The organism is Streptomyces sp. NPDC056160, from assembly GCF_042268205.1.
Taxonomy (GTDB): domain Bacteria; phylum Actinomycetota; class Actinomycetes; order Streptomycetales; family Streptomycetaceae; genus Streptomyces.
This window is the reverse complement of record NZ_JBHJUW010000086.1, coordinates 1-21,607: the sequence shown is the minus strand read 5'-3', so window position 1 is coordinate 21,607 and position 21,607 is coordinate 1. Positions and strand designations below refer to the sequence as shown.

General features: G+C 70.6%; 25 protein-coding genes. 17 read left to right on the top strand and 8 right to left on the bottom strand.

Annotated elements, in window-relative coordinates; genetic code table 11:
• Window positions 1–150 precede the first annotated feature (150 nt).
• From ACFC02_RS27440 to ACFC02_RS27380, 13 genes are all read left to right on the top strand, one after another.
• Complete coding sequence (locus ACFC02_RS27440) at window positions 151–1,149, top strand: NlpC/P60 family protein (RefSeq protein ID WP_376362574.1); 999 nt, start codon at window positions 151–153, stop codon at window positions 1,147–1,149.
• A 2-nt stretch (window positions 1,150–1,151) separates the two neighbouring features.
• Complete coding sequence (locus ACFC02_RS27435; RefSeq protein ID WP_376362571.1) at window positions 1,152–1,427, top strand: hypothetical protein; 276 nt, start codon at window positions 1,152–1,154, stop codon at window positions 1,425–1,427.
• Between the two features lie 4 nt (window positions 1,428–1,431).
• Window positions 1,432–2,685 carry a hypothetical protein gene (locus ACFC02_RS27430; protein ID WP_376362568.1) on the top strand — a complete coding sequence of 418 codons (1,254 nt, stop codon included), beginning with the start codon at window positions 1,432–1,434 and terminating at the stop codon, window positions 2,683–2,685.
• Window positions 2,686–2,798: 113 nt separating this feature from the next.
• Window positions 2,799–3,872, top strand: a complete 1,074-nt coding sequence (locus tag ACFC02_RS27425; protein ID WP_376362565.1) for a hypothetical protein — start codon at window positions 2,799–2,801, stop codon at window positions 3,870–3,872.
• Window positions 3,869–6,058 (top strand): hypothetical protein, encoded by a 2,190-nt coding sequence (locus ACFC02_RS27420; protein ID WP_376362562.1) that lies wholly within the window; start codon window positions 3,869–3,871, stop codon window positions 6,056–6,058. The genes ACFC02_RS27425 and ACFC02_RS27420 overlap by 4 nt, the downstream gene beginning before the upstream one ends.
• 205 nt (window positions 6,059–6,263) lie before the next feature.
• Window positions 6,264–6,479, top strand: a complete 216-nt coding sequence (locus ACFC02_RS27415; RefSeq protein WP_376362559.1) for a hypothetical protein — start codon at window positions 6,264–6,266, stop codon at window positions 6,477–6,479.
• Window positions 6,480–6,644: 165 nt separating this feature from the next.
• Window positions 6,645–7,070: an RRQRL motif-containing zinc-binding protein gene (locus ACFC02_RS27410; protein WP_376362556.1), complete on the top strand. Its 426-nt coding sequence runs from the start codon at window positions 6,645–6,647 to the stop codon at window positions 7,068–7,070.
• Between the two features lie 18 nt (window positions 7,071–7,088).
• Window positions 7,089–7,559 carry a Pycsar system effector family protein gene (locus ACFC02_RS27405; RefSeq protein ID WP_376362554.1) on the top strand — a complete coding sequence of 157 codons (471 nt, stop codon included), beginning with the start codon at window positions 7,089–7,091 and terminating at the stop codon, window positions 7,557–7,559.
• 82 nt (window positions 7,560–7,641) lie between these two features.
• Window positions 7,642–8,412: a hypothetical protein gene (locus ACFC02_RS27400; RefSeq protein WP_376362551.1), complete on the top strand. Its 771-nt coding sequence runs from the start codon at window positions 7,642–7,644 to the stop codon at window positions 8,410–8,412.
• Between the two features lie 167 nt (window positions 8,413–8,579).
• The gene (locus ACFC02_RS27395; protein ID WP_376362549.1) at window positions 8,580–9,524 is read left to right on the top strand and encodes an AAA family ATPase; all 945 of its coding nucleotides are present in this window, start codon (window positions 8,580–8,582) and stop codon (window positions 9,522–9,524) included.
• Between the two features lie 227 nt (window positions 9,525–9,751).
• A complete protein-coding gene (locus ACFC02_RS27390; protein ID WP_376362546.1) occupies window positions 9,752–10,423 on the top strand; it encodes a GGDEF domain-containing protein in 672 nt (223 codons plus the stop codon).
• Entirely contained in the window at window positions 10,420–10,860 is a 441-nt protein-coding gene (locus tag ACFC02_RS27385) for a hypothetical protein (protein ID WP_376362544.1), read from the top strand. The genes ACFC02_RS27390 and ACFC02_RS27385 overlap by 4 nt, the downstream gene beginning before the upstream one ends.
• Window positions 10,857–11,138, top strand: coding sequence for a hypothetical protein (locus ACFC02_RS27380; RefSeq protein ID WP_376362541.1), 282 nt, complete (start codon window positions 10,857–10,859; stop codon window positions 11,136–11,138). The genes ACFC02_RS27385 and ACFC02_RS27380 overlap by 4 nt, the downstream gene beginning before the upstream one ends.
• A gap of 236 nt (window positions 11,139–11,374) precedes the next feature.
• On the opposite strand, the gene ACFC02_RS27375 is transcribed toward ACFC02_RS27380, so the two are convergent.
• From ACFC02_RS27375 to ACFC02_RS27365, 3 genes are all read right to left on the bottom strand, one after another.
• Entirely contained in the window at window positions 11,375–12,190 is an 816-nt protein-coding gene (locus tag ACFC02_RS27375; RefSeq protein ID WP_376362538.1) for a hypothetical protein, read from the bottom strand.
• On the bottom strand, window positions 12,190–12,990 hold the full coding sequence (locus tag ACFC02_RS27370; RefSeq protein ID WP_376362535.1) for a ParA family protein: 801 nt from the start codon (window positions 12,988–12,990) through the stop codon (window positions 12,190–12,192). The genes ACFC02_RS27375 and ACFC02_RS27370 overlap by 1 nt, the downstream gene beginning before the upstream one ends.
• Before the next feature lie 253 nt (window positions 12,991–13,243).
• On the bottom strand, window positions 13,244–13,738 hold the full coding sequence (locus tag ACFC02_RS27365; protein ID WP_376362532.1) for a hypothetical protein: 495 nt from the start codon (window positions 13,736–13,738) through the stop codon (window positions 13,244–13,246).
• Between the two features lie 83 nt (window positions 13,739–13,821).
• Here ACFC02_RS27365 and ACFC02_RS27360 point away from each other — a divergent pair, with 83 nt between their 5' ends.
• Together ACFC02_RS27360 and ACFC02_RS27355 are read left to right on the top strand one after the other, a co-directional pair.
• The gene (locus ACFC02_RS27360) at window positions 13,822–14,529 is read left to right on the top strand and encodes a 2'-5' RNA ligase family protein (RefSeq protein ID WP_376362530.1); all 708 of its coding nucleotides are present in this window, start codon (window positions 13,822–13,824) and stop codon (window positions 14,527–14,529) included.
• On the top strand, window positions 14,522–14,719 hold the full coding sequence (locus tag ACFC02_RS27355) for a hypothetical protein (RefSeq protein ID WP_376362527.1): 198 nt from the start codon (window positions 14,522–14,524) through the stop codon (window positions 14,717–14,719). Before ACFC02_RS27360 ends, ACFC02_RS27355 begins: the two co-directional genes overlap by 8 nt.
• 31 nt (window positions 14,720–14,750) lie before the next feature.
• Here ACFC02_RS27355 and ACFC02_RS27350 read toward each other — a convergent pair whose 3' ends face one another.
• The 3 genes from ACFC02_RS27350 to ACFC02_RS27340 form a co-directional block, all read right to left on the bottom strand.
• Window positions 14,751–15,326, bottom strand: coding sequence for a DUF6233 domain-containing protein (locus ACFC02_RS27350; protein ID WP_376362524.1), 576 nt, complete (start codon window positions 15,324–15,326; stop codon window positions 14,751–14,753).
• Window positions 15,327–15,509: 183 nt separating this feature from the next.
• Window positions 15,510–16,013, bottom strand: coding sequence for a hypothetical protein (locus ACFC02_RS27345; protein WP_376362521.1), 504 nt, complete (start codon window positions 16,011–16,013; stop codon window positions 15,510–15,512).
• Window positions 16,014–16,217: 204 nt separating this feature from the next.
• The gene (locus ACFC02_RS27340; protein WP_376362624.1) at window positions 16,218–17,138 is read right to left on the bottom strand and encodes a DUF6192 family protein; all 921 of its coding nucleotides are present in this window, start codon (window positions 17,136–17,138) and stop codon (window positions 16,218–16,220) included.
• A gap of 118 nt (window positions 17,139–17,256) precedes the next feature.
• Between ACFC02_RS27340 and ACFC02_RS27335 the strand changes: the two genes are divergently transcribed.
• Window positions 17,257–17,670: a hypothetical protein gene (locus ACFC02_RS27335; RefSeq protein WP_376362518.1), complete on the top strand. Its 414-nt coding sequence runs from the start codon at window positions 17,257–17,259 to the stop codon at window positions 17,668–17,670.
• Window positions 17,671–17,740: 70 nt separating this feature from the next.
• Here ACFC02_RS27335 and ACFC02_RS27330 read toward each other — a convergent pair whose 3' ends face one another.
• Window positions 17,741–18,190 carry a hypothetical protein gene (locus ACFC02_RS27330; protein ID WP_376362515.1) on the bottom strand — a complete coding sequence of 150 codons (450 nt, stop codon included), beginning with the start codon at window positions 18,188–18,190 and terminating at the stop codon, window positions 17,741–17,743.
• Between the two features lie 50 nt (window positions 18,191–18,240).
• On the opposite strand from ACFC02_RS27330, the gene ACFC02_RS27325 reads away from it, so the two are divergent.
• Window positions 18,241–18,438, top strand: a complete 198-nt coding sequence (locus ACFC02_RS27325) for a hypothetical protein (RefSeq protein WP_376362512.1) — start codon at window positions 18,241–18,243, stop codon at window positions 18,436–18,438.
• A 74-nt stretch (window positions 18,439–18,512) separates the two neighbouring features.
• Here ACFC02_RS27325 and ACFC02_RS27320 read toward each other — a convergent pair whose 3' ends face one another.
• Entirely contained in the window at window positions 18,513–21,008 is a 2,496-nt protein-coding gene (locus ACFC02_RS27320) for a Helicase associated domain protein (RefSeq protein ID WP_376362509.1), read from the bottom strand.
• Window positions 21,009–21,607 lie beyond the last annotated feature (599 nt).

The following is a 21,607-nucleotide window of genomic DNA, read 5'->3' as shown; positions in this document are numbered from 1 at the left end:
TCACCCGGCACCGCACCCAGACCGCACCCGCACCGTCACCCGGCAGTCCAGGGTGACGGTGGCGGCGCGGCGGGTGACGGTCCGGGTGCGGTCACGGGTGACGGTCCTGAACAGCACAAACAGCCAGAACCCCTGGAAGGAGGAAAGTCGTTGCGCACCACCGCAGCAGTCACCATCGGCGTAGGAGCGACCGCGGCCGTCGTCGTCGGCGCGCTCTTACAGGCCGGCACCGCCGGCTCCCCGCTGGGGACGGCACTCACCCTGTCCGTCCCCGCCGCGTACAAGAGCCTGGTTGAGCAGGCAGGAAATACCTGCCCGGAAGTCACGCCGAACCTGCTCGCCGCGCTCCTCACGCAGGAATCCGGATTCAATCCGCAGGCCCGGTCGCCGGTCGGCGCGGAGGGAATCGGGCAGTTCATGCCCTCCACCTGGGAACATCACGGAATCGACGGCAACGGCGACGGTAAACGCGACGTGTGGGATCCCGAGGACGCGATCCCGTCGGCGGCCAAGTACCTGTGCGACATAGCCAAAGACGTGAAGAACGTTCCCGGGAACAAGCAGAGCAACATGCTCGCCGCGTACAACGCGGGAAGCGACGCCGTCCAGAAATACGGTGGCGTCCCGCCGTACGCCGAGACCCAGAACTACGTGAAATCGATCAACGCGCTCGCCGGAAAGCCGACCGGCGGCGGGAAGCAAACGACCACCCAGCAGGCCACGGCCGCCCTCGGTGCGGCAAAGGAAATGATCGGCAAGCCGTATTCGTGGGGCGGCGGAAACGCCAGCGGCCCCAGTACGGGAGTCTGCTGCTCACCGCGCGGATTCTCGGGATCACAGATCGCTGGATTCGACTGCTCCGGACTCATGCTCTACGCCTACGCGCGGGCCGGGATCTCCCTGCCCCGCACGGCGGCCGAGCAGTACGCGGCATCCGAACCGCTGAAGCCGGGCGAGATGCGGCCCGGGGATCTCGTTTTCTACGGCGACAGTGCCGCAGGAATTCATCACGTCGGAATGTACGTCGGGGGCGGATGGATCATCGACGCTCCCCGGCCCGGAACACAAGTCCGCTACGACCCCATGGACATGATGCCCGACCTTTACGGCGTCGCCCGTCCCGTTCCCACCCACAGCAAGGAGATCTGACCATGTCCAAGTTCTTCACCTTCGCCAAGGGCACCGACATGTCCGGCGGCTTCAAGGACTTCTTCGACACCATCGGGCTGACGGCCGGCGGTCTGGTCACCAAGGGGATCGCCGCCGTCGTCGCGATCATCGCGGTGCGGATGCTGTTCACCCTGCACAACGACCCCAAGGGCGCGCTGCGCAAGGGCACCACGGCGGTGGGGACCCTGTTCGTCGCGGTGGTCCTGGCGCTGTACGGGGACACGCTGTTCTCCACCGTGACGAACGCCAAGGGCTGACGCCGTGCCGGACAACGACCCGTGCGACGGGATCAAGGGCCAGGCCAAGGCGTACTGCGAGAAGCGGTTCGACGGCGGCGGGCCGCCCTCCTCCGGGGACGGCAGCCCCGTCGGCGGCGCCTCCGAGCACGTCAAGCAACTCGCGGACAGCCTGATTGCGACACTCAAAGGGCTGGTGGCGCCGAGGAACACGATGGCGCCGAAGACGGCCGACAACTGGGTGTACCAGCAGTTCCTGTGGCTGGGGCAGCATCTGGCGGTCGCCATCTTCGTGTGTGTGGTCGTCGTGTGTGCCCTGACCGCCTGGCAGGGCACGCCGCGGCTGAAGCAGATGGGCGCCTCCACCGGATGGACGCTGGCGGCCGTGGCCGGTATGGCGTCCGTCCCGGGGGTCGTGATGTTGCTGAACCGGGCAGTGAGCGGCGCGTTCACGGCCGCGTTCGACAGCAACGAGTCGACCCTCTTCCAGGTCATCCGTCACGACTTGGAGCACGCGGGGGATGCGGGGCCGCTGGGATCGCTGCTGATCATCTCGGCGCTGGTGGTGGCTCTCGCGTTCGCCGCGCTGGTCTTCATGACCAGGCAGCTCGGGATCCTCGCGTTCGTCTGCCTCGCCCCTCTCGTGCTGGCGTCGCTGGCACGCGGGGGCGACATGACGGGGGTCAAGATGTGGGCGCAGCGGCTGCTGGGCCTGATGTTCGCCCCGTTCGCGCTGCTGCTGGTCACTCCGTTCGTGGAGCTGGCCAAGGGGTCCTTGGTCATGGACGGCGCGCTGCTGGTCGCCGCTGACGTCCTCATGCTGCGGATGATTTTCCACGGGGTGCCGTACTTCGGGCCCCGGGTGGCCGGCTACGCCCGGACGGTGGTGGAGCGCAAGACCACCAACCCGCTGGCGCGGTCGCTGGCGCGGGCCGGTGCACCGGACTTCTACGAGCAGGAGTCCACCCCGCGGGTGCCCCGGACGGTGGCCACCCCCGGGCGCGCCATGTCCCAGGACCGCGGAGTCCTGTGGGCCGCCTACGGCGTCAAGCAGACTCCGCGGCCCGGACGGCTGACCACCGAGTCCGCCGTCGCCAGTGCCCGGCGCGATGAGATCAACCGGGCCGAGCGCAACGCGCGGATTACGCAGGTGCGCAAGCAGGTACGGGCCGCCGTCCGGCCCCAGGTGTCGCAGCCCCGGCCCCAGGCGCCGAACGGCCGGCCGCAGACGCGGACCCAGCAGCCGGCGCCCGGACCCAACCGCCCCAGCAACCCGTAACCAGCCCGGCCCCGGTGCCCGCCTGGGCGCCGGGCCGCCGGACGAACATCCCCCGCCGGGCCGTACCGGACAGCCGGTGCGGCCCGGCCTCCATTTCTTCAGGAGGAACTGCCATGTACTCCCTGACTCCCGGCTACCGTGTCCCGGCCGTGCAGCGTGGACTCAGCCGCGTCGAGACCCTGGCGACGAAAGTGAATGCCGGGATCGGGGGCGCCCTCCTGATGTCCGCGGCGCTCACCCCGCCGCCGGCGTGGACGTTCGGCGCGGTCGGCGCGACCGCAGCCCTGCTCAACGTCGCCCCCGGGCCGCGCTCGATCACCCGGTGGGCGACGGTCGGATACCGGCACCTGACCGAGCGCACCGCCCCGGCCGCCATGACCACGGCGCCGGGCGCGACCTCGACCTGGGCGCTGTATCCCGAGCACGGCACCATGCAGGACGCCCACCGCCGGGCGGCCTGGCACGACGCGTTCTCCCGCGCGCTGACGTTCGCCGGGACCCAGGCGCGCAGCGCGGGCATTCAGGTGCACGTCGCCCACCACGCCATGGCCGGTGAGCACACCACTCACATGCAGTCCATCGCGGTGCACGTCCCGAAGAACCTGGTGGGCGATCCCGACCGGATCCTGGACACGCTGGGCGCCGAGTTCGCCGGCCTCGGGTCCCTGACGCCGGTGGAGCCCGGTCCGGTGCGGGCCGTGACCGGCCGCGGCCCCGGCTGGGTCGCCCTGGAGGACGGCACCCACGCGGCCACCGCGCGGATCACCGGATGGCCCGAGGAGACCGGCGGGGACCTCATGCCCCGCCTCCTCCTCGGCCACGGCACGGACCGCTCCCTGGCGGTGCTGTACCGGCCGCTGCCGCCGGGCCAGTCCCGCCGCTCCGCCAAGTGGCAGCGCGCCGCGTCCGAGGCCTTCATCACTGACAAGGTCAAGGCCGAGGCGCACGACATCGCCAGCAGCACCGCGCACGGCGCGCTCGTCCAGGGCGCCACGCTCGTGGACGTCGACGCCTACCTCACGGTGTGGGGCGACAGCCCCGAGGCCGTCACCGAGGCCCGCTGGCAGATGGTCCTGACCGCCGACCGGCACCGCATCCAGCTCGACTGGCTCACGGGCCAGCAGCACCGCGCCCACGTGATGACCACCCCGCACGGAGCCACCACCCGGAAAGGGGCGATCCTTTGATCCGCCTGCCCTCCAACCACGCCGCGATCACCGCCCCTCTCGTCGCATCCGACACCCGATTCCCCGGCATCCCCATCGGCCGGTCCCTCCTCGACGGCCGTCCCTTCCACCTCTCGCCCGTCCTGGCCCCGGCCGCGTTCCTGCCCTCGACCAACTCCCTGGCCCTGGGCGGGCTCGGCTCGGGCAAGTCCACCACGGCCAAGGTCCGCCAGCACCGCGAAATCCTCGACCATGGCCACCAGACGGTCGTCGTCGACTCCTTCGGTGAGGACAACGCGGGGGAGTGGGCGCCCCTGACCCGGTCCGTGGGCGGGAAGGTCATCAAGGCCGGTCAGTTCACGCTCAACCCGTGCTCCTCGCTGTTTCCGCCCGAGGTCCGCGAGCAGTTGGTGCGCTCGCTGATCGCTGCCGTGGAGCCTGCCGCGCTCACCCCCCAGGCCACCCACGCCCTGCAGCACGCCCTGAACCACCCCAAGGCGACGTCACTGAACGGACTGGTCGACGCGCTGGTGCTCCCCGAGGCCGGCCGGTGGCCGGTGGAAAGGCTGACCGAGTGGGGCGAGGGCGTAGCGATCGCACTGTCCCGCTACACCGAGGGCTCGCTGCGCGGCCTGTTCGACGGCCAGGACGCCAGTCTGCCGCCCACCGATCTGCCCATGCTCTCCTTCGACTTCACCGAGCTGGATCGCAACTCGCCCGCGATTCCGGCGCTGATGGCCGCGGTGTCGTGCTGGGCAGAGCATGTCTGGCTGCCGCAGTCCACCGCCGTGCACCGGCACCTGGTGCTCGAGGAGGCATGGCAGATCCTGCTGTCCCCCGCCACGGCAGAACTGATCCAGCGGCTGCTGAAGAACAGCCGGAAGGCGGGTCTGTCTCTGGACGTCGTGATGCACACGCTGTCCGACCTCGGGGACGGCAAGGCGCAGGACCTGGCGCGGCTGTGCGAGGTCGCCCACGTCGGACGCCTGGGCCCGGAAGAGGCGGCCATCGTCGGCGCGCTCCTCGGACTGCCCTCCTGGGCCATCGAGCGGATCCCGACCCTGGAGCCGGGACAGGCGGTGTGGAAGGTCGGCCCCGACTACGTCGACATCATCGAGACCGTCCTCACCGAGGACGAGGTAGCCGTGACCGACACGTCCGCCCGGCGCCGCAAGGCGCAGCAGGTCCTCGCGGTCGAGCAGGAGGACGACGAGGACACGCACGACCTGGAGGACGCGGCCGAGGACACCACCGACTGGGCGCACCTGTCCGACTTCCTGCTGGCGCCCCCGGCCGCCGCCGGCGTACCGGCGCCGGACGGGCCGGACACGAGCGAGGGCGACTGGGACTGGGACCTGCCTCCCAACGTCGTCGACATCGACCCCCGCCACCAGGACGTGCTCCAGGCCGCGATGGCCGGCCGCTACGACGAGGCGGCCCAACTCGCCGCCATCGGGGAGCGCGAGGACATCAACGCCCACGGCATCAACTCGGACCAGGCCGCACAGTGGCTGTCGACCCGGGCCCGTGTGGCGGAACTGTCCGGGAGTCCCGACCAGGCCGCCCACCTGCGCGCTACCGTCGCCCGCATGGGCAAAGAGTGGTACGAGACGACCGGCGACCACACGTCCCCGGCATGGCAGCACACCCCCCAGCCGCCCGCCGCCCCGCCAACCCCGCCGGCCCCGGCGCCCGAGGCCGAGCAGCCCAGGGCGCAGCGGCGGCGGACCTGGCGCTACGTCGCCGCGCTCGCGGCCGTCTCCATCGCGGTGGCCTGCGTGTGGCAGTCCGTCCAGGACGAGCACCACACCCAGGACCGCAAAGCCAAGGCAGAGGCGTACAAGGGCCGTTCCGGCGCGGCGCTCACCGTCGACGGCGTCCAAGCGGACGTTGTCGCGCAGTGGAACACCGACAGAGACCGCGTGATTGTGCAGCTCCGCAGCTACTTCGACCGCAACGCCAAGTTCTTGCGGCTCGACGGGTCAGGGAAGAGCGCCAGCAGCGTGCAGCAAGACGGCTGGTTCCCCAAGGACCCTGAGATCGAGCTGCCGATTGAGGATCCGCTGGCGGATGTGACCGTGCGGATAGCGGTTGGCGGGAAGACCTGGAAGGACGGCTCCCGGGCCACCTCCCGGACTGTTCGCCTCTCCCCCACCGGAGAGGCCTACGACGCAGAGACCGGAAGGCGCCTGCCGTCCGACCTCTGACCCCGCCTCACTCCGACATCCGCCGATGGCCCGCCCCCGAAGGACTGGGGGGCGGGCCATCGGCGTGTCCGCCCCGCAAAGCCCTTCCGGTCGCTCCGTCTGGCCCTTGCACCTCCCCGCCCCGGCGCAGGGGGGGTGCAAGGACCGGACAGGCCGACCGGCCTACGCACCACCCCCCTTCCGCTCTACCGAATGGAGAGATCTCGTGGCCGTGATAGGCGTGCTGACGGAGCCGACCCCGCCCACCTGGTGGCAGGCCAACCGGCACAAGGTCTACGGCGTCAGCGGACTGTTGCTCGGCTACCTGGCAGGGACCCACCTGCACAGCGTCCCCGACCAGCCGCAGCACCCGCGCCCGGGCCACAGCACCCCGGCCCCGGCCACCCCCGGCCCCCACACGGCCCCGCACCGCGCCGCCTGACCACCCGACCCCGCCGCGCCCCCGGCCGACCACCTTGGACGGCGGAGGCGCGGCGCTGCCACGACGTCCGGAGGTACCGCCCGTGCTCATCCCCCGTCCGCGCCGCCGGATCGGCCGGCCCCGCCCGCAGCGCCCCGGCCCGCTGCCCGGCATCTGGGGCCGGTGATGGACGACCAGGAGCAGGACCTGGTCGACGTCGACCCCCACGATCCCGGCGACGGCTCCCTCCCGGTCCTGCGCTGGAGGCAGGCGGGCTACACGAACCTGGCGACGCGCCGCCAGCTGCGCGCGATGGGTCTGCGGCCCGGTGGCCAGGAGCCCGTCGCCCGGATTGAATGCCGCGGCGGCCGCCGCTTCGCGTGGCTGTACCGGATCGACCTGGCCAAGCCGAAGCTCCCGATGACGCTCGCGAAAGAGGCCGCGCTCGACCGGGCCATGGCCGCCAGGCAGACATGCCCCGGCCCCTGCCGCCGACGCTACTTCCACGCCCTCCCCCTCAAAACCCTTGGCACCTGCCTGGAGTGCCACGACGGCACGCCCGCCGACCCCACCACCTACGTCACCCTGCCCGCCCGTGATCTGGCGGCCTGACCAGACAGGAGAGACCACGTGTCCACCCCCACCGCCCCGCACACCACGACCGCCGACACGAACCTCGCGGACGCCCTGGCCGCCGTCACCACGGAGATCGGCCGCACCGACGGCAAAGCCTCCTTACTCCTGGCTTTTGACGGCGCCGTCCTCGCCGGACTCGCCTCCCTTGCCGACCGCCACCTGCCGACGCCCACCGTGGTCCTCGGCGCCCTGGCCGTCGCCGCGCTCGGCTCTGCCACTGTGCTGCTGCTCCTGGTCGTCCGCCCTCGCCTCGGCGGACACGACCGCGCCTCGTTCCCGTACTGGGCCCAACTTGACGAGCACGGGATCCGCGCCTGCATGACCGGCGACACCCGCGCCGCCCGCATCCGGGTCCTGTCCCGCATCGCCCTGGCCAAGTTCGCCCGGCTGCGCCGCGCGGTCGACTGCACGCTGGCCGCCCTCGCCCTGCTCGCCCTGGCCGCCCTCGCCGCACCGCTGGCCTGACGACAGACAAGGAGCCGTCGCCCCCGACCAACACCCGGTTATCGAGCGGCCCCGGCCGCCAACACCCTTCGTGGAGGACCGCATGGCCCGCAAGCCTGTCACCTGGTACATCGCCACCCCCGCCGACGGCATCATCGAGATGTCCCGGCACGCCGGCACCCCGGTGAACCTCGCCGACAACATCGGCCAGGTCGTCGACCACCCCAACCCCTGCCGCAACAAGTGGTTCGACGAGAGCGACTTCTCGTACTTCCGCATGGTCAAGCGCGCCGGTGAGGCGCTGGAGGACACCGGCATCTGGCCCGTCACCTGGCCCGTGCGGCTGTGGATCGTCCAGCCGCTGGGCGAGACCGGCAACTGGGGGCAGCGCCACTACCCCTACCGGCTGCTCTCCCACCGGACCCGCGTTCTGGAGGAGACCGACGCCCACCGCGCGCTCGGTGCCGCCGGCCGCGACGTCCTGGACGTCGTCCAGCATCAGATCCCCGAGCAGGCCGTGCGCTGGGCTGCGGACTGGGACGCCGACCCGGAGGGCATGCGCCAGCGTGAGTGGAACTGGGCGCAGTGCGGCGGCCGCGCCTGCGGCGGCGGACGGTGGGCGGAGTCGGTGGCCTTCACGACATCGCACGCCCGCTGCGAGTCGGCCGCGCAGACCTGGATCGAGCATCTCGCGCGCCGCGCCGTCGACCAGGCCCTCGCCGACACCGACGCCAGCATGTGGGCGTACAGCTACGCCTACGGCCGTGCCACCGGCCATGCGGTCGCCGCCCAGCACCACGGCCGCCTCGACGCGTACGTCCTGGACGCGCTCCGCGGCACCGGCCTCGACTCCCCGGCCGCTGAGGCGGCGTAGGTCCTCACCGAGATCCGCGAGCTGACCGCTCGCGCCGCCCCGCCGGCCTGACGAGCCGGGGCGGACAGGGCACCCGGGACGGCCGTCGGCGTAGGAACCCGGCCGTCCCGGTGCCACCCCTTCCGCCACCAGAGCGCAATCCGACAGAAGAAGGAGCAGATCCCAGCATGCACGCAACCGTGCCCGAGACCCCCGCTTTTGGCGTCGCGCAGTCGCTCGACACGACGTTTCCCGACCCGTCGCTGATCCTCCTGATCGGCGCGGCCGGGAGCGGCAAATCGACCTGGGCGCGCACCTGGCCGCCTGCGCAGGTCCTGGAACTCGACCACTTCCGGGCGCTCGTCTCGGACTGCGCGGGGGACCAGGGCGCCACCGCCGACGCGGTCACCGCCCTGCACACCGTGCTGGAGGCCCGCCTCGCCCGGAAGAAGACGACCGTCATCGACGCGACCCACACCGAGGAGCGCGTCAGGGCCCGGCTCGTGCAGACGGCCCGCCGCCACGGTGTACCTGCCGTCGCGTTCGTGGTCCCCACCCTGGCCGAGGTGTGCGTGCAGCGTCAGACCGGCCGCAGGGCGGAACGGGCCGTGCCCGAGGACGTCGTGCGGCGCCAGCACGCCGAGGCCGTCGCCGCCTTCCCGCGGCTGCACGACGAGGGTTTCGACCACGTCGTGTTCGCGGACAGCGTCCGCCGCCTGGAGCTGCTGCTGAAGCGGGCCGCCGACACCCGCCGCCGCGAGTCGGGCTGGGACGACGACCCGGGGGAGGCACTGATCCGCCGCGTCCTGGGAGAGGAGCTGCTGCCGCTGTGGCAGTGGCGCGACACTCCCTCGTTCCCCGGCGGCCACCGGATCGGTGAGATCCGCCTCGGCGCTGACCGGATGATCCTCGGCCTGCACGCCGGTGTCCTCGACCTGCTGGTCCCCTGCCCGTACGACGACGCGTGCACCGCCCCCGCATGGCAGCCCGTCCACTCCGTAACCGACCTGCTGACCGCCTACACCGCCACCCGCCCGCACCCCGACACCTGCTGCACCGTCCACGGCGATGGCGACCACCACCGGCACGCCCCCGCCGGGAGGACCACGGTCCCCGCCCCGGCCCGGCGCTGAGCGGCCGAAGACAGGCAGGCCCGGGACGGCCGCAGCATCGGCAGAGGTCGACCATCCCGGGCCGCTCCCGTCCCCATCACGAGGCCGGGAGCACTTCCAGCATGCCTGACCACCCGGCACCGCCCGGCGGCAGGCACCCACACAGCAAGAGGCGCACCCCCACGCCTGCACAGCTCGGGGTGCGCCTCTCTCATTCCGCCCGCACGGGCGAGAACGGAACCCCCATCATGCCCTCTTCCGCCCTCTTACGTCAGCCGCCGCGGACCCTCGTCATCGCCGCCACCGCACTCCCCCTCGCCCTGGCCGTCCTCGCCGACGACGTCCGCCTGCGCCGCCGACTGGAAGCCGCCCACCGCGACCCGCTCACCGGCCTCCTGCGCCGCGACGCCTACACCGCCAGGGCCCGCCGGCTCCTGGGCCGCCACGACGAGACAGCCGTGGTCATGGTCGACGCCGACCGGTTCAAGCAGATCAACGACAGCGCCGGCCATGCAGCCGGGGATGCCGTGCTCGCTGCGTTCGGCGCGCGGCTCACCGTGTGGGCAGGCCCGCACGCCGCAGTCGGCCGCCTCGGCGGCGACGAGTTCTCCGTGGCCCTGGAGCTGCCCGCCAGCAGCCGCGAACAGCGCCTCGCGCACCTGGTGCAGATGCTCCACGCCCCGGTCGTCCTCGATGACGGCCGCTCCATCGACGTGGCCGCGTCGGTCGGGGCCGCCACCCCGGACGTGATCGGCACCCGCGACCTCACCCTCCTCCAGCGGGCCGCCGATGCCGCCCTGTACGACGGCAAGCACACCGGCCGCGCCCGCCTCGCCACCACCGCGCACACCGCGGTCCCGTCCGTCAACGACCGCCGCGCCGGACGCCCCGGCACGGCCCTCCGGGAGCGAGCCGCATGAACACTGCAACCCTGCCCACGGGCGACTGGATCCGCGGAATCAGCATCAGGCAGCCGTACGCGGCCTGCATCCTCGCCGGCGCCAAAACCATTGAGAACCGGCCCGCACGGTGGCGGACCGGCTGGGTGCTGCTGCACACAAGCAAGACCATCGACCGGCCCGCCCTGCGCCTCCCGCTCATCGGCCGCACGATCCGCGACCGCCAGCTGGTCACCGGCGCAGTGGTCGGCATCGCCCGGATCACCGACTGCCACCAGGACCCCGACGGTGCCCCGCCCTGCTCCGAGTGGGCACACGCAGGCGCCTGGCACCTCGTCCTCCAGGACGTCCAGGAGCTGCCGCTGCCCGTCCCTGCCGCAGGGCAGCTCGGCCCGTGGAAGCCGACCCCGGACCTGCTCCAGCAGGTGTTCCAGCAACTGCCCGGCTTCCGGCCGTGACCAGCACCCGCCGCAGGAAACAGCCCCTGTTCGAGCCCGGACTCATACCGGCTCCCGGCGCCCTGCTCGACTGGCGCGACGCCCACCACTTCGACCACCGGCAGGAACGGCCCTGCGTGCTGTGCGGCCGTCCCACGGCGATGCGCTCCCACCACGGGGAGCCCGTCCACAAGACATGCGCCGAGAACTGGCTCACCGCGCACCCCGCCGAGGCCCGCCTGGGCCGCTTCGCGTCAGACCTCCAGCCCAAACGGCGGGAGGACGACGAGCACGCCTGATCTCACCCCTGATCGTCGAGAAAACGCAGCGGCCCTTGCCACCCGGCTTCAATCCGGGTGGCAAGGGCCGCTTTTTGCTTCTACCCCCGACTCAAGATCATTCTTGCCCAATTGTCCAACAACGATCTTGCGCTCTTCCGTCTCTGCCCGGGGCAGGGTCGGAGCGTCAAAGTGTCCCGGCCGGGACACTTCCCGGGCTGTCAGAAGTGTCCCGGCCGGGACACTTTCGACGTGTGTCAGGCGTCTTCTGTCTGCGTTGCGCCCTCCAACTGCTTCAGCTCATCCAAGATGTCCAGCGCCAGCACCCGTGCAAGCTGAGGGTCGGTGCGCACTGCGGCGCGCACCGACTCACGGTCGTACCGGCCCGCCTGGAAGCGGACGATCACCGGGCGCTCAGTGTTCCCCTTGCGAGGCTCTTGACCGTCGTCGTCCTTCTCTTCCGCGACAGCCAATGCCAAGGCGTCACGCGCCTTGGCAAGGGTTTTGCGATCCGTCCCCCCCATCTTCTTCGCGGTTTCCCACACGTTCCGGCAGTGCGCTGCATCGTGCTGCCGTAGTACGGGTGCCAGTACGTCCACCTGCTCGGTGGTCAGCGGGCCCGGATTGAGGGAGCGCAGAGCGTCGGCGACCGGCTCTTCGTTGACCATGCGGTAGGACTGGCTCTTGGAGATGCCCATGCGTCGGCACCACGGGTTGAAGCCTCGGAACGGCTTGTTCGTGGCCGGGTCCATCTCGTGCTGCCACGACTTAGACCGGTGAACCAGCCGGACCGCCGGCCCCGCGTATCGGAACAAGGTCTCGTTGCCGTAGTGCTCTATGGCCTTCTGAACTGTCAGAGCTGCGTCAATCCGCAGCGCACACGCCTGGAGGATGGCCTCGGGGTCGGAGGTCTCATCGGGGAGCGGTGCATCAAGATTGGTGCGCACCTGCTGCGGCAGTTGGAAGAGCAGCTTGTCCGGAGCAGGAACCGCCGCCGTCTTCCCGGGCTGCTTCGACCGCCCCTGAGCGGTACTGCTGTGGCCGACATCCCGGGCACTTACGTTCAGTGCCATTACGCCGTCACCTCATCCTTCGCCGACTTCTGCTTCGGAGTCTTCGCAGCGATCTGGGCGCGTAGCTGTGCCAGCTCGTCCTGGAGCCGGTCGGTGCTGTGCAGGGACAGCTCATTCGCTAGTGCCATGAAGTCCGAGCGGGCCTGAAGTGCCACCTGATTGGTCTTGTACTGAGTGCAGACCTGACCGTTGGCTGACGCGTTGGTGTGGACCCGGTACCGGCGGATCACTGTCTTGGCGACCGGCCATCCGTTGTCCGCGCAGAAGGACCGCGTGTCCTCTACGTAGATCTCACCCTCTTGGGGCGGCCAGTTGTTGATGACGACCGTGAAGTCCTTGCCGTACGGCTTGAGTACCAACTCGATGGTGCGCCATGTGGCGTTGAACGACTGTGGCTCCGTGGTCATAGGCACGACGACATGCGTTGCCTGGTCCAGGATGGCGCGGAGCATGTCGCCTAGCGGCTCCTCGGACAGCGGATCCATGCCGGCCTCAATCTGTTCCGGCTTCAGCGGGATAAAGCCCGGTGTGTCGACGTACACGTAGCGGTACGGCCAGTGCTTGAGATCGTTGATCGCCTCCATATCGTGGGCGATGTTGATGACGTCGAATGGCTGGTCGGCCATACGGTTGGCCCACCACAGTGCGTCCGACTGGGGGTCCCAGACGGCGACGGCTACCTGCGCGTCCCCGTTCTCGTCCCGGCCGTACGCCTGCGCGTTCAGGGCGGCAAGGTTCATCCCGATCAAGGTCTTGCCGACCCCGCCCTTCTGGGCGAATTGGACGCGGACCTCTGCCACGCTGTGTTCCCTTCCGTGTGTTTCCCCGGCGCCGTGACGCATCGGGTACTGCGGAGCGCCAGCCGCATGGGTTCACCGCTCATCGGGAGTGGCTACTGCGGCACAGCGGCCATCACTCTTTCACGAAGACGGGAGGGGGCCGGCGAGGAACACTCGAAAGTGTCCCGGCCGGGACACTTCTGACACCCCAGGGGACCTCCCGCTTACACGCAGCCCGCTCGCTCGCTGGGAACTTCCCCGTGCAGAGTCGGCATCAGGTGTCGCTGATCCACTCCCAGGCGACGGCCTGCCGCCAGGAGGCGATCATCTGCTGGAGGACGGTGTCTGTCTCCTGGGTGGCAGCGCGCCCCACGGCTGTGGCCGTGGCTCCCTGCGCGGCGAACTGGGTGCGCATCTCTTCCAGCACTGCCGGGACCTTGTCGTCCCCATGGCCCAGGCCGCGGACCTTACGTGCGATGTCGGCGCCTACCGCGTAGGCGCCCAGCCGGGCTTTGTCGCTCACCGGCATGGCGTCCTGGGGCCGCAAGGTGGCCTCGGCCACCTCGTACTCAAGGTGCGCCCGGCCCTCCCACAGTTCCAGGAGCTGGCCGGGGGAGAGGACGGGGCGGCCGTGCACGCGCAGGACGCCGACGAACTCCACCACGGTGCTGCCGTCGTTCTCCTCCTGCACATGGTGCTGCACGCCGTCGACTGTGACGGCGGAGGGGGGTACATCGGAGGGCAGGCGGACCGTGCGGGTACGAGTCATGCCCGGACGCTACACGGCCGCCCCGGATGCTGAAGCGGCCTGCCCAGCCGTGCCGTTGAGGTCCGGGGAGCTACGTTGCGGGCATGAAGCCCTTCCAGTTCCAGCAGGGCACCGCCCCCTGGCAGGCAGAGACCGGCACGCTGCTTCACTGGTACGTCACCGTGGACTGGGACGACCCCCGTCATCAGCCGCTGGCGCGGCTGCTCTCCGACTCCCGTCAGGTGCTGCGGGATGCCGGCTTCCCGCTGACTCCGGTCGAGCCGGAATGGGTGCACATCACCGTCGACCAGATCAGCCGCTCCGCCGACCGCGTTTCCACTGTCCAGCGGGGCCGCCTGGTCCGTGGGGTAGCCCGCCGCCTCGCGGGGGTGCCGCCGTTCCCGGTGATGGTGGGCAGTCTGCTGTCCTACCCCTCCGGTGTGATCGCTGACCTCCACCCTGACGAGGACCTGAGCGCTCTCCACCGGATCGCGCGCAGCGCGACCCGCGCCGTGCTGGGGGAGGATGCCTGCCAGTATCCGTTCGGCGTGCCCCACCTCACCACCGCCTACGCCCACGGGGAGGCCGACTCCGACCAGGCCCAGCGACTCCTGCGCCGCGTCCGTCCCGGGCACGCCCCGCTGTGGGTCACCGCGGTGGATCTGGTCGACGTGACCGCCACCACGAGCGCCACCGCGTCCGCCGGTGGGAAGACGATCACCTGGGAGCTGGTGGAGCGGATCCCGCTGGGGGGCGGGGAGGCGGGGAGCGCGCAGCATGGAGCCGGTCTGTCATCCTGGGGGCGTGTCTGACCAGCGTTTCCACCTCACCCTGACCACCGGGGGCCGCCCGGCCGCGCATGGCTGGTGGGCGAGCGAGGAGACCGCGCGACGGAAGTTCACCGTCTGGGTGGGCGAGTACGGCAGTTTGCCCCAGGCCCGCGTCGCCCTGGTCGGCGAGACCACGGGCGCCGTGGTGACGGCCTGGCCCAAGGAGTCGTGACCGTCGCCCCGGATCCGAGCCAGGGCCCGGCCTACGTGCCGGGAGGGTCCGTCTCGTCTCCGGTGTGGTCGAATCCGCGCAGTACCGGCGTGATCTCCTGGGCGGCCCCGCACAGGGTGCAGAGGGTCGTTGCGGGGTTCTCCGCGACGTCCAGGGCGCGCTCCAGGTCCAGGACCGGCGCATCCTGCGGCGCCTCGGTGCAGTCGGGGGCGTGCAGGACGCGCCGGCCGGGGCCGCGCCTGACACGGGCCTTCTGCACGACCCAGCCGGACGGCCGGCGCTCTCCGAGAATCTCGCGCACGGCGGATGGCGGCGCGGGCGCTTCCAGCCGGTCGGTGGGGACCTGGTTGTAGTCGACGCCGTCGACCGGCCGCACATGCTCCGGGGCCCGGACCCACACCCGGTACTCCGCCGCCCGCACCGTGCCGTCCTCACTGCCCTCGTACGACGGCAGGCCGACGAGGAACACCCAGCCGGTCGCAGTCTGCCGCCGCCTCCACAGCCGCGCCCTGATCTCCTGCTCGGGAAGCCCCAGCACCGGGTCGGCAGGCAGCACGACCCACACCGGCACGGGGCCGGGCACAGCCGGATCAGGAGGCGTCGACATGGCCACCACCGTATGCAGCCGGACCGGGCCGCTGCGGTCGGGCAGGGCCGGCGTGTACCACCGTGGCGCGCGCCGAAGGGTCTGGCAGCGGTTGCATGAGGTGGCGTGCGCAGTCAGGCTCGGTGTGCGGGCCGGGTCGCCCCACCCTTCCCGTGGGGCGGCCCGGTTCGTCTCCTTCGGGGGTCAGCGCCTTCCTGGGGCGCCCGGTGTCTTGCGGCCCCTTCCCGATGCCGTAGACGCCTTGGGTTTGATCTCGGCGGCTTCTGCTGCTGCACGGGGCGAGAAGCCTGCGTCCTCGAGGAACTTCAGCGCGGCGAGGATGTCGTTGCAGGTCTTCATCAGCAGCATGACAGCCAGGTCGTTCTGCGCCTCTGGCGGCAGATGTGCCAGGCAGCACTTGTAGATGCGGGTGGCCTGCTTTTCGAGGCTGTGCAGTCTCAGGGACGCGTACAGCTTGCTCATGTCGACGTTGTTCGTCGCGATGTAGCGGCCGTGTACGAGCACGAATCCGGTTTTCTTGTTCGCGCACTGGTGGTCGCGGATCCAGGTTTTGCCGTACTCGAACTGGGCCGGAGTGTTACGGCCCATGGCCTCCGCACGCGGAAGACCGTCCTCGCCCGCTTGGGCGACCCGGTTCCAGATGTCCTCTCCGGTGTCGTGCGCCGCTTGGCGGCGCTGCGTGACCATAACTGCTCACCGTCCTCCCCCCGCTTGTCTGCCGACTGGAAGAGGGACCGCTCCTTCCTGCGGATGTGACGACCACGGATCACGCCTGCCCGAACCGGTGTCTGCGGCCCGGGCTCTCCCCATCGGAGCCCGCCGCATCAGCCAGTCGATTCCACGGACCGTCGTTTTCGTGTGCCGTCTGCCGGTGTTCTGCCGCTGTGCCTCCTACTTGCCTTCGTCGTTGTCCAGCAGCTTGGCCAGTGCCTTGTCCATGTCGGTGCGGCCGGTCGTGATGGCGCTCTCGCACCAGTCCAGGAGCATCCGCGCCTTCGTGACGTTGTCGATCACCGCCGCCTTTGTGTCCTCGTTGTAGTCCTGTGCATGGATCTCGGGGATGATCCGCTGCAGGGAGACGAAGAACGATGCGAAGGCCCCGATCAGTCGCAGGATCTCCAGGGGCGCCTCCTTGCCGACCACCGGGGCCGACGTCTCCTCGGCGACTTCCTCGATCTCCGCGGCGTCCTCGGCCGGAGCGAGTTCGGCCTCAGCCTCAGTCTCACGGTCGACCTGCCGCCAGTGCTCGTACTGAGCCTCCCGGATCAGGTGCCGCGCCCGCTGGTCGGCGACGACACGGCGTCGGACTTCAGGCCGGGTGATCGCCTCCTTGACGACTTCAGCCGCGTCTTCGTCGCTGTGCAGGAGCCGCCGGGTTCTGGCGAGCCGCTCTTCCTTGTTGCTCGGAGTATCGAAGTTCCGGTTGGCGACCTTCTCCGCCTCGTTCACCGTCCAGTGGTTCTCTTTCGAGATCGGGTCGTACGGGTCCTTCTTGATCAGGACGTAGCGGCTGCGGACATAGGCCAGCCGCTCGTGAACGGTCCAGCAGACGTCCGACCGCCGTTTGGCCTCCGGCCACTGCATCGCGATCTGGTAGTAGTGCCGAAGGGTGATCGCCGGGATGCCGATCTGGTGTCCGAGGATCTCGATGACCTGGGCCACTTCACCATGGCCCCGGGGATGTCCGGCGAGTGCCTCGATCACGAGGTCGCCCAGAGCGAAGTGGAAACTGGAGTGCCCTTTGACCAGCTTCCGGCCCTTGCGGACGATCGGCTGCCATTCGGCCTTCGTGTAACCGTCGGGAAGCATCATGGTTGTCACGAGGGAGCCTCCTCACCCGTGCGCCGAAAACCATCAGCCGTCACCCACTGGCTGTCCGCACCGAGGCGCGTGAGGCAACAGAAAAGCCAGACAGCCGAGAATGCCGTCTATGACCCACTTTACGCCCAGTCGATCCTGGTCATCTCTCCGTCATAAGGAGAGGTCCAAGGCGCAAAGCCCCGCGGTCCGCACCGCGCACATCCCTGGAGGCACCCGCCGTGATCGCTACCGTCTCGCCATCGCCGGAACGCTCGCCGGTGCGCTGCTGTCCGGACTGCTGTCCGGCAGGCAGGCCCGCACCGCGTTACGCGACTCCGAGCCGCCGGCCGCCGCCATCTCCGCTCCCGCCGTCCGTCTCGCGGTCCTGGCCCCCGCCCTGCGCCCCGCCGCGGACGCCGCTGCACGCGCCTCCTACGCCCTGCGGGGTGCCGACAGCACCGAGAGGCTGTGTGCGGCGCGGGAGGCGTCCCTGTCCGCCGACGAGCACCTGATCGCGGAAGCCGGGCGCTTGCTCGGTGTCTGACCCGTGGGCACGCCGAAGGGGGGCCGGTCACCGCCAGGTGGTGACCGGCCCCCCTTCGGCGTGCGGGCAGCTACAGCAGGTCCACGGGCGGCACGCGGCGGGCGGAGGTCATCCACCCGGCCCGCGCGTTCAGCGCGGCTTCCATTTCGGGGCCGGTGGGGTGGCGCAGGTGGGGGAACCAGACCACCGCCATCTGCGCGCGCTGCCGGGCGAGATCCCACCACAGGGCCGGGGGCTCGGGCAGCTCCATGACGACGTGTACCGCCCCGTCCTCGTCCGGCTTGTTGAGCGCCAGGACCACGGCGCCGGCCTGGTCCTGCCAGAAGTGCCACGGCCCCCCGTCCGCAGGAGCCTGCCCGGTGAGCGGGGTGAGGGAGGCGTACTGCGGGAAGGCATCGATCTCGGCCTGCCCGGCGCCGCCGTAGGGGGAGAGAGCGACCGCCGCCATCAAGGCGCCGGCGACCGGGAACGCGGTCGGCTGAGCGATCAACTGCGGTACGTTGCGTGTCTGTTGGCTCACCCACCGGAGTCTAGGGGTGCAGCCCGCACCGACCGACAGGAGACCCGATCATGGACGTTCCACCCGCCCCCACCGCTGCCGGTGAGCAGCACATCGCAGACCTGCGGGCCGCGCTCCAGCGTGTGCTGCCCCTCCTCAGCTTCTACGCCGGCCGGGAAGCCGCCGACTCCAACCCCGAACAGACCGCCCTGCTGCTCCGCGCCGCCGATGACGTGGCGGACGTCCTGGCGCGCACCGCCCCCGCATGACCGGCCGGGGACACGAGAAAGAGGGTCGGTCACCACCAGGTGGTGACCGACCCTCTTCGTCTCGTGCCCGATCGCTACCAGCGCATGCCGAGAGCGGTCCACTCCGCACGCTGCTCATCGGACAGCTTGTCCGCCCGGCGGCGGGTGTTGTCGACGACGGCACCGAGCTTGATCTCCGTCCCGTCCGGCAGCACCTCCACCGCCTTCCGCGGCACCCGCAGGTGTCCCTCCCGTTCGTAGAACTGCCGGGCGGCGGCCAGGTTCACCGCCCGCGCCTGCTCCCGCCGGCCCACCGGCCGCGCCGCCTCGACCCCCGCCGGGGCGGGCTCCAGGCCCAGAGACTCCAGGAGGTACTGCTGTGCGGGCAGGAGGCGGTCCCACCCGGTGCGCTGCGCCGTCACCCAGGCGCCCAGGTCTTCGCCCTGCACGATGACCTGCCCCGCTGCCTGGGCGAGCGGGCCCCCCGCCCGGACGTGTGCCTGACACAACCGGTAGACCCGCTGCCACCCCGCCCCCCACACCGGACACCACCCCGCGTCGATCGCTTCCAGCGCCTCCCTGCGGCTCTCTGGCAGCTCCCCAGTGCTGGGCACGCCCGTTTCCCCCGCCGCGCGCCGAACGGCGTTCACAGCCGCCTTCCGGGCCGCCTGGCGCTGGTTCTTCGCCCACGTCCCGATGGGCTGCCCCTCCCACACGGCGGTGGCCGGCGGGACGAAGTGCCCGTGCGCTGCGGCGTAGGAGCGGGCGACCGCGAGCATGCCCTCCCACTCGGTGTAGACCGACCACACCATGCCGAGCTTCTCCAGCTCGGCCACCCGCTCCGCCTCCAGCGTCCCGGCCGCGTAGTACCGCCGCTGATCCGCCAACCACGCCCCCAACGGATGAGCGCCGACCCCTGCCCACTCCTCCGGGGTCCGGTAGGCCACCGGCACCGACAACGTGTCCGACCCGGTCTCCCGCAGCCACCGCTGGGCGGCCTGGATGCCGCGTCGCCAGTACGAGCGCTCGGGGTCGATGACCCGCAGCCGCACGAACGCGGCCACCGCCGCGGGGTCGCGCTCGGTGCTGAACCGCAGCACAGCCCGGGCTCCCGCACTCACCCGCGCCGCATCCTCGTCGTCCTGGTCCTGGTCCCGGTCCTCCGTGGCCAACTCCCCCTCACCATCAAGGAGTTCGTGACCCTTCGGGCCGCTGCGCGGCCTCGGGTCGGCCAGCGCTTCCACGGTGTCCGTGTCGTGCGCCCGCAGCGCCCCGAGCACCTTCGCCAGGGTCCCGTACGCATCCGAGGTGAGCATTTCGTTTTCATCCTCGTCCGGCCCGAGGAATACCGGCACCACCAGTGTGGCCAGTTTCCCGTGCCCGGGATGCATACGCAGAGCACGCCCGACCATCTGCACGATGTCCACCATGGAGCCCCGGGCGTCCGCGAAAAGAACCGAGTCACACTCGGCCGTATCCACGCCTTCACCGAGCACACGAACCGAGGAAAGAACCCGCAATTTCGCAAGCACATCACGGCCTGAGAATTCGTCCTCTCCGAGGAAATCGGACGCGAATTCATCGAGCACCTTCCGCCGATGGGCCGGAGGATGCTCGCCGTACAGCCAGTCAGCCCACACCTGCTCTGCGGGCGGGAACCCCTCGGGGTCGCTCTCGGCCAATCGCAGCGCCACGCCGGGAACCGTGCGGGCCATAACTTCAGCATCCTCCACCCGGGAATGGAAAGACAACAGCCGCCGGAATCTTTCCGCCGACGCGGCCCGCATCACCCCCGCCGCAACCGCAGACAGCCGCGCCCCGCGCACCGCGTCCGAGGCCGCGTCCCCGGCCTGGAGCGCCGCCCACAGGTCGGGGTCCCGGATGTCCATGACGAGCACCTGATACGGCGCTACCAGGCCCATACGGATGGCATCCGACAGCTTCAGCTTGTACGCCACCGGACCGAAGACAGGCGAGTCATCGTCCATGCTCGCCACCAGTCGCGGGGCGTCCCCCTCCGCCTCCCAGATCCGGGCCGTGGCGGTCATGTACACCCGCCGCACCGCCGGCACCTGCGTCTGGTCATGCACGGCCGCCCACGGCTTCCCCGCATCCCCACTGGTGCGGTGCGCCTCATCAATGATCATGAGGTCGAACACCGGGAGGCCGGCGCCGTGGGCGTGTTGGAGGATTCCGAGCCCCACCGAGGCGTACGTCGCGAAGACGGTCACGGTCTCCAAGCCATTGACCCACGCCGTGAGTTCGTCCGGATCGGTCGTGCAGGGAATTCCGTCCGACTCGTCCGCCCGCAGGGAACACACCCCGATCATCGCGCCCTTACGGCCGCCTGCCCGCCATGCGCGGGTCATCTGCGTGAGCAGATCCAGCGTCGGCACTAGGACCAGCACGCGACGTGCGGAAAGCCGGTTGGCAATCTCCGTCCCGATGAGCGTCTTCCCGGACCCGGTAGCGGCGATAACCTGAGTCCGAAGCCCCTCGGGCGGAATGGCCCCTCCCGGCGGCACGGACAGCATTTTGAGCGCTGAATCCACGGCCTCAATCTGATGCGGGCGGAGTTCCATGCGGGTCATATCTGCTCCGTTTCTCACGCGCGTCGGGCGTGTTTGTCGGCGTACTGACGGCTGGAAGGGAAAGTGATTCGAGTGGTCCCGGAGGGCGCCGGTTCGATGGGACGGGGGTCGGTAGGGGGACCCGAGTACGATCCCAAATCTATCGGGAGACTGCGAAGTGACGCACAGGGTTGTTGGAAGGTGGCGTGATGTGGTTGAGTGTGTGCGGTCCGGGAGGCCAGCCCCCGGCGCCGGGGGATGCAGGGGTGACGGGCCGTCAGGGTCCCCGGGCGGGAAGTTGACGCACCGTCAATCAGCCCCGCCCATCGAACTCGTTGGCGTGACAGTTCCGAGTGATCCGGGTGCCCTGGACAAGCCGGGGCAGTAGCCCAAAGGGGGAGGGGAGCGGTACCCCCGATACCCGTCACACCCCCTCCCCCTCCTTGCTGCCGCCTGGTCCGGGGCGCGGAGCGTCCCGGACCCTCCGGGCTCGGCGGAGTCGTGCCCGTACTGCCGGGCCACGGAGTGGACCGGCAGTGCCGGAACGGAGTTCCGGCCTCCCGGCGCCTGCGCCGGGACAGCGGCGCGTAGCGCCGCCGCGTCGCGTCTGCGGAGCAGAC